At 52.5% G+C, this 12,808-nt stretch carries 6 protein-coding genes; 3 read left to right on the top strand and 3 right to left on the bottom strand.

Annotation, left to right across the window (positions count from 1 at the left end; all coding sequences use genetic code 11):
- Nucleotides 1-136 precede the first annotated feature (136 nt).
- Both Q4E40_RS18200 and Q4E40_RS18195 read left to right on the top strand, forming a co-directional pair.
- A complete protein-coding gene (locus Q4E40_RS18200; protein ID WP_303414179.1) occupies nucleotides 137-2,002 on the top strand; it encodes a DNA polymerase III subunit gamma/tau in 1,866 nt (621 codons plus the stop codon).
- A gap of 131 nt (nucleotides 2,003-2,133) precedes the next feature.
- Nucleotides 2,134-5,085, top strand: a complete 2,952-nt coding sequence (locus tag Q4E40_RS18195) for a M16 family metallopeptidase (RefSeq protein ID WP_303414177.1) — start codon at nucleotides 2,134-2,136, stop codon at nucleotides 5,083-5,085.
- 114 nt (nucleotides 5,086-5,199) lie between these two features.
- On the opposite strand, the gene Q4E40_RS18190 is transcribed toward Q4E40_RS18195, so the two are convergent.
- From Q4E40_RS18190 to Q4E40_RS18180, 3 genes are all read right to left on the bottom strand, one after another.
- On the bottom strand, nucleotides 5,200-6,114 hold the full coding sequence (locus tag Q4E40_RS18190) for an NmrA family NAD(P)-binding protein (protein WP_303414175.1): 915 nt from the start codon (nucleotides 6,112-6,114) through the stop codon (nucleotides 5,200-5,202).
- 129 nt (nucleotides 6,115-6,243) lie between these two features.
- Complete coding sequence (locus Q4E40_RS18185) at nucleotides 6,244-9,168, bottom strand: DEAD/DEAH box helicase (protein ID WP_303414173.1); 2,925 nt, start codon at nucleotides 9,166-9,168, stop codon at nucleotides 6,244-6,246.
- A 217-nt stretch (nucleotides 9,169-9,385) separates the two neighbouring features.
- A complete protein-coding gene (locus tag Q4E40_RS18180) occupies nucleotides 9,386-11,614 on the bottom strand; it encodes an NADP-dependent isocitrate dehydrogenase (protein ID WP_303414171.1) in 2,229 nt (742 codons plus the stop codon).
- Nucleotides 11,615-12,028: 414 nt separating this feature from the next.
- On the opposite strand from Q4E40_RS18180, the gene Q4E40_RS18175 reads away from it, so the two are divergent.
- Nucleotides 12,029-12,775: an SGNH/GDSL hydrolase family protein gene (locus tag Q4E40_RS18175; protein ID WP_303414169.1), complete on the top strand. Its 747-nt coding sequence runs from the start codon at nucleotides 12,029-12,031 to the stop codon at nucleotides 12,773-12,775.
- Nucleotides 12,776-12,808 lie beyond the last annotated feature (33 nt).

The raw sequence follows: 12,808 nt of genomic DNA, 5'->3' as shown, positions 1-12,808 counted from the left end.
ACTGCTAGATGCAATTAAGCAAATTATTGCTACCTTATCCTCCGCCCATTCTCCTGGCACTGTGGATAAACAATGGGAAAACTACTGTATAAAAAGCTCTCCCATCTGAGCATCAGATTGATTATCTTTGTAGGTAATGGAAAATTTTGTAGTATCAGCGCGTAAATACCGTCCGGCCACGTTCGACAGCGTGGTGGGGCAGCACCATATCACCAACACCCTCAAAAACGCCATCAGCAGCCATCATTTGGCCCAGGCGTTCCTTTTTTGCGGGCCGCGTGGTGTGGGCAAGACAACCTGTGCCCGTATCCTGGCAAAGACCATTAACTGCCAGAACATCACCCCGGAAACAGAGGCCTGCAACGAGTGTGAATCGTGCCGCAGCTTCAACTCCAACAGCTCCTTCAACATCCACGAGCTCGATGCCGCTTCCAACAACTCCGTGGAGGACATCCGCAACCTGGTGGAGCAGGTGCGCTACGCGCCGCAGACCGGCAAGTATAAGATCTACATCATTGACGAGGTGCACATGCTCTCGAACCAGGCCTTCAACGCGTTCCTGAAGACGCTGGAGGAGCCGCCTGCCTATGCTATCTTTATCCTGGCGACCACCGAGCGCCACAAGATTATCCCGACCATCTTGTCGCGCTGCCAGATCTTCGATTTCAACAGAATCCGGATCGAAGACATGGTACGCCACCTGGGCAACATCGCCCAGAAGGAAAACATACAGGCCGAGCCCGACGCGCTGCACCTGATCTCGCAGAAAGCAGATGGTGCCTTGCGCGATGCTTTATCGATTTTCGATCAGATGGTGACTTTCTCGGGCCACAACGTGACTTACAGGGCCACGGTCGAGAACCTGCACATCCTGGATTACGACTACTACTTCCGCCTCACGGACCACCTGCTGGAGCAGAACCTGTCTGGCTCGCTCCTGCTGTTCGATGAGATCCTGAAGAACGGTTTTGATGCGCACAACTTCCTGATAGGTATAGGCGAGCACTTCCGCAGCCTGCTGGTATGCAAAGATGCGCAGACGGTGCAGCTGCTCGAGGTATCGGACAACATCAAGACCCGGTATGCCGAGCAGTCGCAGAAGTCCTCTGTGTCGTTTTTGCTTTCGGGCCTGAACCTGGTGAGCACCTGTGATACCAACTACAAGAGCAGCAAAAACCAACGCCTGCATGTGGAGCTGTGCCTGATGAAGATGGCGCACCTGAACGCGGCCTTTAGTTTTGCGCAGGAGGGAGCAGAGTTAAAAAAAGCTAAGGTAGCAGCCCCGGCACCAGCCGCTACCAAATCAGTTGGTGCCCCCCTTATACCTTCGGCGGCCATGCAGCAGCAGGGCACGACCATCCCTTCGGAGAGCCTGCAGCAGCCACACCAGGCCGGCCATGTACCGTCGCAGGAACTGCAGCAGCTCCCGAAGCAGCAACAGGTAACACCAGATGCGCACCTGACGCCCCCGGTTGCGCAGGCCGCCCCGGCACCTGCCATGCAACGGCCGTCTATACCTGTGCCGCCTCAAAAGAAGCTCGGTAAGCTACCCAGTCTCAAGGACCTGCAGAACCCTCCTGCAGCTGTGGCCGAGGTGGCCGTAGCCGAGGAAGAGGACGAATCCGCTTATGGCGTCGCCGCCCCACTGGACCAAGCCCGTCTGAATACAGTATGGCACGCTATCGTGCGCCGCAAAAAAGGCGAGAACATGATGGAGTATACCTTGCTCAACCGCCAGTTTCACATCGGGGAAGGCAACGAGATTGTGCTGCACCTGGAGAACCACGTGATGATGGACCAGTTCACGAGCATGCGTCCGGAGATTCTGCGGGAACTGAAAAAGGAAACCGGCAACCGCAGCATCAAGCTTCGGGCTGAGGTAATAGAGGTGCAGGAAGGAAACAAATTATATACCTCGCAGGACAAATTCAACTACCTGGCCGAGAAATACCCGGTGCTCGTCGATTTAAAGCAGCGTTTCGGCCTCGACACTGATTTCTAATTCAGAAATAATTTTATATTTGTAAAGTTATAATTAAAACACAAGGTGAGTCATGAAGCTTTCTTTCCGGAAGCTTCGTGTCTCGGCCTTTTTGTTGTGCTATACCTTATCCTATACCTAACGTCACACCCATGAAAAAAGGATTATCGTTGTTACTGGTTGCGTCGGCGCTCACGCTCACACAATGCAAGAACGAAACGTATCAATCGCAGTCTGCCACCCCTGAGACCACGGCAGCGCAGAAGGAGTATAAGTATGAGGCCGCTCCAAACGACCCGCTTAACGCCCGCGTCTATACCTTGGACAATGGCCTGAAGGTATACCTGACGGACTATGAAGACGCGCCACGTGTGCAGACTTTCATTGCGGTACGTGCCGGCAGCAAAAACGACCCGGCGAATGCCACGGGTTTGGCCCACTACCTGGAGCACATGGTGTTCAAAGGCACCAGCCAGCTCGGCACGCAGGATTGGCAGAAAGAAAAGGCCGAGCTTGACAAGATCGAGGCGTTGTACGAGCAGCACCGCAACACCACTGACCCGGCACAGCGCAAGAAAATTTACCACCAGATCGACTCTATCTCGGGTGTAGCCGCGACTTATGCCGTGGCCAATGAGTATGACAAGATTCTGGGCGCGATTGGCGCAAAAGGCACAAATGCCTATACCTCGGTGGAGCAGACGGTTTATACCAATGACGTCCCAAGCAATCAATTGGAGCGCTGGGTGGCTTTGGAGGCGCACCGCTTCGGTGAACTGGTGCCTCGCCTTTTCCACACAGAACTGGAGGCGGTATACGAAGAAAAGAACCGTACCCTTGACAACGACGGTTGGAAAGTAATGGAGACGATGAACGCGGCCATGTTCCCGACGCACCAGTACGGTACGCAAACTACCATCGGTACCATCGAGCACTTGAAGAACCCTTCGATCACAGAGATCAAGAAGTATTTTGATGCTTATTATGTGCCGAACAACATGGCCATCGCGCTGAGCGGTGACATTGACTTTGATGAAACGATCCGCATGATCGACGAACACTTCGGCAAACTGAAGCCTGGCACGGCTCCTACCTTCACGGTAGCACAGGAAAAGCCGATCGCACAGCCCATCGTGAAAGAAGTCTCTGGACCGAGCGCTGAGAACATCTCAATTGCTTACCGCTTCCCGGGTATGAGCGCACGCGATGCGCAGGTGCTGAGCATGATCAGCAACATCCTTTACAACGGACAGGCTGGCCTCATCGACCTGAACCTGAACCAGCAGCAGAAAGTGTTGCAGGCGTATGGCTACGACAACCAAATGAAAGACTACTCGGTGTTCCTTTTGGGTGGTTCGCCACGTCAGGGCCAAAGCCTGGATGAAGTGAAGAACATGCTGCTGGCACAAGTAGAGCTGGTGAAGCAAGGCAAGTTCGACGACGACCTGATCCCGGCCATCGTCAACGACAACAAGATCAGCCTGATGCGTTCCTACGAGCGCAACTCAGACCGTGCCGACGCTTTCGTGACCGCTTTCATCTATGACATTCCGTGGGCGGATTATGTAAAGCGTCCGGAGGACTTTGCCAAGATCAAGAAGCAGGATGTGATGGCCGTTGCCAATAAATACCTCAACAACAACTATGTACAGGTATACAAGCGCAATGATAAGAATGCCGCCAGCCAGAAAGTTGAGAAACCGACGATCACGCCAGTGCCTGTAAACCGTGAGGCGCAGTCAGCCTACTACAGTGCGTTCATGGCCAAAGAGGCTTCTGAGCTTTCGCCTGTGTTTGTTGACTACAAGACAGACATCAAAGAGGCCAAACTGAAGAATAACATCCCGCTGCTGTACACGAAGAACAGCGAAAACGGCCTGTTCCAGATGTATTACATCCTGGACATGGGCAGTGACAATGACCCGAAACTGGGTATGGCCGTGAACTACCTCAAGTTCCTGGGCAATGATAAGTATACGGCGGAAGAGTTGAAGAAGGAGTTTTACAAGCTGGGCACCTCTTTCAACGTGTCTGCCTCTGGCGATCAGGTATACGTTTCACTGTCTGGCCTTGATGAGAACTTTGAAAAGGCGCTGACTTTGTTTGAGAGCGTGCTGCAGAACCCGAAGGCGGATCAGAAGGCGCTGGACGACATGGTACAAGGTATACTGAAGGCCCGCAACGATGCGAAGCTGAACAAAAGCGTGATCCTGAACCAGGCGCTGGTGAACTACGCCAAGTACGGCCCGAAGAACCCGTTTACCTCTGTGCTGTCGGAGAAAGAGCTGAAGGCCGTAAAGCCACAGGAGTTGGTGAACATCATCAAGAGCATCCCTACTTACGAGCACCGTGTACTGTACTATGGCCCACGTGAAACAAATGCTTTGGTAACAACGCTTAACGCAGGTCACATTGTGCCAGCCAAACTGAAGCCGGTTCCGGCTGAGAAGGTATACGCTGAACTCGACATCAAGCAACCGACCGTATACTGGGTAGACTACAACATGGTGCAGGCTGAACTGATGTTCCTGACAAAAGCTGATGCCTTTAACAAAGCCATGGTGCCGACTATCCGTCTGTACAACCAGTACTTCGGCGCGGGTATGAGCTCGATCGTGTTCCAGGAGCTGCGTGAGTCGAAGGCGCTTGCCTACTCGGCTTACTCCAGCTACAGCACAGCGGCCAAGAAGGACCGCTCGAACTACATCATGTCCTACATCGGCACGCAGTCAGACAAGCTGCCGGAGGCAATGGCAGGTATGCAGGAACTCCTGACGAACATGCCGCTAGCCGATGAGAACTTCAACCTGGCGAAGGCTTCGCTGCGAAACAGCATCTCTTCGGAGCGTATCACCAAATCTTCTATCCTGTTCGACTACGAGCGTGCCAAGCGCCTCGGCCTGGACTACGACATCCGCAAGGACGTGTATGAAAGCGCCAACAGCCTGACCTTCGACCAGCTGCAGCAATTCCAGAAGCAGTTTGTGAGCGGCCAGCCACAGGCGATCCTGGTGATCGGCTCGAAAGACCGATTGAACTTCAAAGAGCTGGAGAAATACGGCAAAGTGAAGCAATTGTCATTAGAGGAGGTATTTGGGTACTAAGCCCAGGTGCTATACCTTATAATTAAAAGCGGCAGCCTGTATGGGCTGCCGCTTTTGGTTTACAGTACTTCCTGGTGATGTAAAATTGCTGCTTCAAATGCCGTGCGATGGAGCTTATTGCTTTGTCGCCAGCACCTCCGCCACACTGGTCCATTTGATCTCAGGGTAGCGGTCATTATCCAAGGGCTCCAGTTTGGGCAATCCGCTGAACATATCGCGCATGTACTGCATGCCTTGCCATGCCGGAAAGACTTCATTACTTGAAGGCGTAAGCGCTTTGGTGACTTTGATTATACCATTAAGCAAGCCTAAGCCGCCCACCCGAAACAAGCTGAACTGTTCTCCGGTAGCCTCACTGGCAGCATCTTTCAAACCACGTGCACTCAATACATCACCTGCGATGCGCAGGTAGCGTGGTGTGGAGGGGTCAAGTGCGGCGGCGGCAGTATAGTCGGCTGTATTTTGTATTGTAGTAAAGTCCATGAGTTGGTACGGATTACCATAGTACATCACGCGCTTCAGTGGAAAGAGCACAATGGGCGCCTGCCCGGTGAGCAGGTCGGTAAACATGCCGTTTAGGATAGAAGTGGCCGCTATGGGGGCTTTGTCCAGATGCTCTTTGAATTCTTTCCTAAGGTCCAGGTTGCGGTTGTTGCCGGAAGGCAGCTTTGTGAAATCAATCGCAAAGTCGGAAGGTATAAAGCGGGGCACACCCGCCGCCACGGCTGCTCTCAATAGCAAGGTCTGTATACCTACCATCACATAATGCAAGCCCGACAAGGCAGACACTACGCATGCTGCACCCTCGCAGGCTTTTATTAGAGCTGCAGCATTGTGGTAATCGACTTCACACATAATAGCGCCAGCCTGTCGCAAAGCATCTACTTTAGCGGCCTCACTATCTCGCCGGACGAGTACTCTCACTTGAGCTCCCTTCTCCAGGAGCGATTTGGCGATGCGTCCGCCAAGATCTCCGGTTCCACCTGCCAATACTATAAGTGGAGCATCTGAAGTATTGTTATATGCCATAGTTGCTCGTTTACCTTTGGTGTGTAACAAGCTTTTGCAGGAAAGGTTACATGCTGATGGAGCAGGTATAGCACAGCGGCGGGTGGGTTATACCTAAGGAGGATTCTCTGGCGGTTGGCTCAGTTTCGATTAGCTGCTGCCATTGCTGCTTAAGTTGAGCCAATCATCTTTGGTGAGTGATCGGAGAAAGCTGTTATCGGCCGTTACCAGATCGGTAGCGAGTTTGGATTTGTTCTGCTGCAGGACCTGGATCTTCTCCTCCACCGTGTTGGGACAGATGAGCCGCACGGCAATTACTTTTTTGTCCTGCCCGATTCTGTAGCTTCGGTCAATGGCCTGGTTCTCCACCGCTGGGTTCCACCACGGGTCCACGATAAACACGTAATCGGCTGCAGTCAGATTCAGTCCTGTTCCGCCCGCTTTCAGGCTCACCAGGAATACCCGTATCGCCTCCTCAGTTTGGAACCGGTCCACTACTTCGCCCCTGTTGCGGGTGCTGCCCGTCAGGTATGCGTGCCGGATGTTTTCTTTCACCAACTCCTTCCTGATCAACTCCAGCATACCTACAAACTGCGAGAACACCAGCACCTTGTGATGAGGCACTACATTCCGGATCTGCTGCAGCAGCACCTGTATCTTAGCAGATGTATCCGTAAACAGCTTGGCATCGCCTGTGAGCAGGGGGGAGTTGCAGATCTGGCGCAGCTTGGTGATGCCCCGCAACACGTGCATCGGGTGCTTGGTCAGTTCCTCTTCCCCGTTGGCATTGATGTAGTCTCTGAATTCCTGCTCGCAGGTATCGTATACCTTGCGCTGTTCCTCCCCCATTTCACAGTAAAGAACCATCTCCGTTTTGTCGGGGAGCTCCTTGGCTACTTCGGCCTTTGTTCTTCTGAGCACAAACGGGCCGATCTTCTCCTGCAGGGCCTGCGCACTTCGTCTGTCCTTGAACTTGTCGATGGGCATGGAATAGGTGTTCCGGAAGTAGGTTCTGGTACCTAGTAAGCCAGGATTAACAAAGGAAAGCTGCGCGTAAATATCGAAGGTATTGTTCTCGAAAGGTGTTCCTGTAAGCACTACTCTGTTGCGCGACTGCAGCAGACAGGCAGCCTTGTAACGCTGTGAGTTTGGGTTCTTGATGTTCTGTGACTCGTCCAGGAAAACATACCCAAATCTGTACTTCTTCAGAAAAACGATGTCGGAGAGCAAAGTATTGTAGGTGGTGATCACCACATCGTACTCCTGAAAAGTATCCGTACCCTTTTCTCTACCCGGGCCGTGGTGGATGCATGCTTGCAGTGATGGGGCAAACCGTTGCAGTTCCGCCTGCCAGTTCGGTATAAGCGAGGTAGGCACGACCAGCAGATGCGTCTGTCGCTCCCGCTTCTCCCGTAACAACAACATAAACGCGATGATCTGGACTGTTTTACCCAGGCCCATGTCATCGGCGAGGCAGCCGCCAAACTGCAGGTCGTCTAATAAGTTGAGCCAGCTCAGGCCCTGCCGTTGGTAAGGACGAAGTGTGGTCTGCAGCCCTTCCGGCACAGGTGTGGGGGCCATGTTCTCTACGTTGCTCAGCTGCGCCTGGTACCACCACAATTCCTTGTGCACCTGCTCATCCAGCATGTAGTCCTCGAACAGCTCCGTGAGTACCGCATAGTTGGTTTTAGCAATCTGCAGCTCCTCTTCCACTACCACTCCTGTTTCAAAGTAGCCTTGAAGTCGTTGGAGCCACTCTTCAGGTATAATGCCCATGGTGCCATCGTCGAGGAGCACGTACTTGCTCTTGTTCACGACCGCCTTTTTCAGCTGCTTGATCGAAGCCATTTTGCGGCCAAATTTTACCTGAACCGTTACATTGAACCAGTTCAGGCCGCTGTCTACGTGTATGGCAACGGTGGCTTTGTGCTGGTTGAGCTTGTTCCCCTGCAGGTCGTTGAAGCCCAGAATGGTAACACCATGCGCAGCCAGGTTGTCGAAGGCATCCAGGAACCACGCCTCGTCCAGGAACCTGGTCTTGTGCAGGTAAAAGTAATCGAGCATGTTTTCCAGCTGTTCCCAGAAGTGCGGGTGCTGCTGTATCAGCAGCTTTGTATAGGCTGTCTCTGCCTCGTCATTGCGCGTCACATAGAAAGGCCGTCCCTTATCATCCTGATCATAGATCAGCTTATTCGATAGCAGGGGAATCTCGATTTCGCCGTAGCGCATGAAAGGATGCAATAGCACGTAGTTCTCTGACTCAATCAGGTATAGCACCTTTTCCGGCGGCTCGTTAAAGCCTTTGCTCCTTAATTGAGCCTTGCTCGCAGGTTTCAGGTAGGTATGCTCCACCGGCACATGCGACTCCATTTTGGACAGCACCTGCTGTTGAAACTGCAAAAAGGTATCGTGCGGCAACTGAAGCTCGGTGTCCTGCCTTTTAAAATAGCCCACCACCGAAGGAAGCTGTGGATTGGAACACAGGTACCAGGCATCATCTGCCACCAGAAAATGGCCATACCGAACGTTGATGCGATTCAGGGAAAAGTAGGTACCGTTTATGAACAGATCACTTGTTACGCTGAACACGTCGCTACTCAGGCCAATGCGAACTTTAAAGTCTATTTTCGGCTGGGTAACCTGAACAGGTGTGGTGGAACGTGTCGTTATTTTCTCAGAGACCTCGCTGTCATGGAGGTAGAAGGTATACCGCAGTGGGTTGCGCACAAGTGCCTTTAAACTGGCTGTATCAGCAGCTGACTTTTCGTAGAAACTTTGAAAGCGGGCAATGGCACTGTAAAATTTCAATTCATCCGGCTGTTCGGTTCGCCACACCAGTTCGAGTGGGTTCAGTACCGTGAAGGGTGCTTTTAACTCACCTGTGCTGCTCAGGCTGCAGGAGACGAGTTGGGCACTGAATAAATTATAATAACGGTGCCTTCCGATCACGATGATCGTTCTTGAATCGGAAGTAGCTCCGGCCAGCTGTGGTTGAGAAGCAAGGTGTGCAGCAAAGAGCGACTCTGGGTCATCTGTGCTGTCGAAAGGTTCGAACGGGGGGTATTGCTCTTCCATTATTGCTTCTCAGGTGGCCGCTTTACTTTATGTAGCTGGCTATACCTTCCCTTCAAAGGTAAGCAAATGAGACGTTAGATTTTAGTTGTTTGATTACCCTCCTCCTATACCTTAAAACGCATACCTATACCTGCCAAAAACGAATAATCGGTCTATAAACGCAAAAAAGGCTGCCCAATTTCTCAGGCAGCCTTTCTTATTTTATACTTTCTACTTCTTAGAAGTTAGCCAAAGCCGCATTCAGCGTCTCGCTTGGGCGCATGGCTTTGCTGGTTTTCTCTTCGTTCGGGTGGTAGTAACCGCCAATCTCAACCGGCTTGCCTTGGGCTGCGATCTGCTCGTCTACGATCTTCTGCTCGTTGTCGGTCAGTTCCTGCGCTAGCTTCGTGAAGCGGTCTTTCAGTTCCTGGTTCTTCGTCTGTTCGGCCAGTGCCTGTGCCCAGTACATGGCCAGGTAGAAGTGGCTGCCACGGTTGTCGATACCACCAACTTTACGGGCCGGAGACTTATCTTTCTCCAGGAACTCAGCGTTGGCTTTGTTCAGGGCTTCTGCCAGTACTTCTGCTTTCTCGTTTTTGGTCTTGTAAGCAAGGTCTTCTAAAGATACCGCCAGTGCCAGGAACTCGCCCAGCGAATCCCAACGCAGGTAGTTCTCTTCTACGAACTGCTCCACGTGCTTCGGTGCAGAACCGCCCGCACCGGTTTCGAACAAACCGCCGCCGTCCAGCAACGGAACGATCGAAAGCATTTTGGCGCTTGTGCCCAGCTCGATGATCGGGAACAGGTCCGTTAGGTAGTCACGCAGTACGTTACCGGTTACCGAGATGGTGTCTTTACCCGCTTTGGCACGCTCGCAGGTATAGCGCATGGCTTCTACCGGCGACATGATCTTGATCTCCAATCCGTTGGTGTCGTGGTCCTGCAGGTATTTCTCTACTTTCTGGATCAGGTTGGCGTCGTGCGCGCGCTGCGGGTCCAGCCAAAAAATGGCCGGTGTGTTCGTGATGCGGGCTCTTGTAACCGCCAACTTCACCCAGTCCTGAATCGGAAGGTCTTTTGTCTGGCAGGCTCTGAAAATATCGCCCTGCTCCACTTTCTGCTCCATCAGCGTGTTACCATTTGCGTCAACTATCCGCACGGTACCAGCTTCCGCCATTTCGAACGTCTTGTCGTGCGAGCCGTATTCTTCGGCTTTCTGCGCCATCAGACCAATGTTCGGCACCGTGCCCATGGTCGTCGGGTCGAAAGCGCCGTTCTCTTTGCAGAACTGAATCACTTCCTGATAGATCTGCGCGTAAGAGCGGTCCGGAATGATCGCTTTCGTGTCGTGCAGTTTGCCATCCGGACCCCACATCTGGCCGGAAGAACGGATAGCCGCTGGCATAGAGGCGTCGATGATCACGTCGCTTGGCACGTGCAGGTTGGTGATGCCTTTGTCGGAGTTTACCATCGCCAGTTCAGGACGCTGCGCCATCTCGGCTTTCAGGTCAGCTTCGATCTCGGCACGCTTCTCAGCTGGCAGGTTCTGGATTTTTGCATATACGTCACCCAGTCCGTTGTTTGGATCAACGCCAATTTCCTTGAAGGTAGCGACGTGCTTGGCGAACGTGTCTTTGAAGAACACCGTTACCGCGTGGCCGAACATAATAGGGTCAGACACCTTCATCATGGTGGCTTTCAGGTGCAGCGACAGCAGGATGCTTTGCGCTTTCGCCTCTGCAATTTCCTTCTCCAGGAACGAGCGCAGCGCGTTGCGGCTCATCACCGAAGAGTCCATCACTTCGCCGGCCTTCAGGGCCACTTTGTCTTTTAATACTTTGGTCTCGCCGTTGGCGCCAACAAACTCGATGCGCACATCCGTCGCTTTGTCTACTACCACAGATTGCTCGCTGCCGTAGAAGTCGCCGCCCGTCATGTGGGCTACGTGCGTTTTAGAGTCAGAGGACCACTTGCCCATCGAGTGTGGGTGCTTCTTGGCGTACTGCTTCACGGCGTCTGCCACACGGCGATCTGAGTTTCCTTCGCGCAGCACCGGGTTTACGGCGCTACCCAAAATCTTGGCATAGCGTGCCTTGGCATCTTTCTCAGCATCATTTTTCGGGTCGGCCGGATAATCCGGGATGTTGTAACCCTGCGACTGCAATTCTTTGATCGCCTCTGCCAGCTGCGGAATGGAGGCACTGATATTTGGCAACTTGATGATGTTCGCCTCCGGCGTTTTGGCCAGGTCGCCCAGGTAGGCCAGGTCGTCCGACTGCTTCTGCTCCTCAGAAAGATTCTCCGGGAACGCGGCGATGATACGGCCGGCCAGGGAAATGTCTCTGGTCTCTACTTCGATGTCGGCAGCCTTGGTGAAGGCCTGTACAATCGGCAGGAAAGAGCGCGTTGCCAAAGCTGGCGCTTCATCTGTAATGGTATAGATGATTTTCGATGATTTTGTCGTCATGTAGGTCAGTATTTAAATAGTTAGTTTCAGGGATCTGATTTTACCGCCTTTTCTAAGCCGATAAAATCAATTTCCCCACGCTAGTTGAAGAAGCAAATATAAGAGTCTTTTTGATAAGGCTAAACCTTCCTCCGGTGTTTCGTTTGTACCGTTCGGTACGTGCTCCGTATTCATAAAATTGGACAATAATGAGGAGGCGTACACTAACTAAATGCAACCGAATTTCATTCTTCTCGTTTTTAGCCACTGTGCCTACCTTATTAAGCATTTGCATTACACGTTATGTTTTCGACACCTAAGATCAACTTTAGATACTTATTATTTCTTTCGTTTACCCTATTCTTTACAGCCTGTTCCGACGACGAAACCAAGGAAGAGATAGAGCCGCAGCAGGAAGCGGTATCGCTCAGGATTATGCCTTTAGGTAATTCGATTACGCAGGGCGGGGAGGTTAACCCCAGTTACCGGTACGAACTCTGGAAGATGCTGGTAGATGCCGGGGTTAAATTTGAGTTTGTAGGCTCCATGGACACCAACTGGTACCGCAATGCCCCCAATACGGAGCATGGTGCTGACGTGGCCTCTCCGGTGATGGGACAAACCTACAAAGGGCAGACTTTCACGAACAAACATGAGGGGCATTGGGGCTGGAATACCAGCGATATGCTCAACGGCTACGAAAAACCGACCCAGTACAAGCGCGACAAGGGCAAGCTAAGCGATTGGCTGAAGGGCTATACCCCGGATGCTGTTTTGATGCACCTCGGCACCAACGACATGATCCACAGCAAGCCGACAGACGGCACGATCAAGCGAATTGAGCAGATCATCGGGCAGCTGCGCGCCGACAACGAGAACGTTGCGATCCTGCTGGCCAAGATCACCCCTATACCTGCGCAGTACGCCAACGTTGACTCTACCCAGCACTTTATATCCCTGTTACCAGCGCTGGCAACACGACTTTCAACTCAAAAATCTCCGGTTATCGTAGTTGACGTGAACGCAGGCTTTAACACGGGTGCCTATACCTATGACGCGCTGCACCCGAATACAGAAGGGGAGAAATTCATTGCCAAGCGCTGGTATGATGCCATCCGGGCAAATGAAGAGACATTGTACAATTTAGCGGCACAGCGCCAACGCAGAGAGTCAGGCCAGTAGCATCTGAAGCCTGGAACCAAGCGTAACTCAACA

The organism is Pontibacter coccineus (assembly GCF_030546575.1).
Lineage (GTDB): Bacteria > Bacteroidota > Bacteroidia > Cytophagales > Hymenobacteraceae > Pontibacter > Pontibacter coccineus.
Note: the sequence above shows the minus strand (reverse complement) of the source record. Positions and strands in the feature narration are given on the sequence as shown.

Bases quoted from the DNA above. Each gene is read 5' to 3' on its own strand.
- Q4E40_RS18200 (WP_303414179.1), top strand. From the start codon at position 137: ATGGAAAATTTTGTAGTATCAGCGCGTAAATACCGTCCGGCCACGTTC.
- Q4E40_RS18195 (WP_303414177.1), top strand. From the start codon at position 2,134: ATGAAAAAAGGATTATCGTTGTTACTGGTTGCGTCGGCGCTCACGCTC.
- Q4E40_RS18190 (WP_303414175.1), bottom strand. From the start codon at position 6,114: ATGGCATATAACAATACTTCAGATGCTCCACTTATAGTATTGGCAGGT.
- Q4E40_RS18185 (WP_303414173.1), bottom strand. From the start codon at position 9,168: ATGGAAGAGCAATACCCCCCGTTCGAACCTTTCGACAGCACAGATGAC.
- Q4E40_RS18180 (WP_303414171.1), bottom strand. From the start codon at position 11,614: ATGACGACAAAATCATCGAAAATCATCTATACCATTACAGATGAAGCG.
- Q4E40_RS18175 (WP_303414169.1), top strand. From the start codon at position 12,029: ATGCCTTTAGGTAATTCGATTACGCAGGGCGGGGAGGTTAACCCCAGT.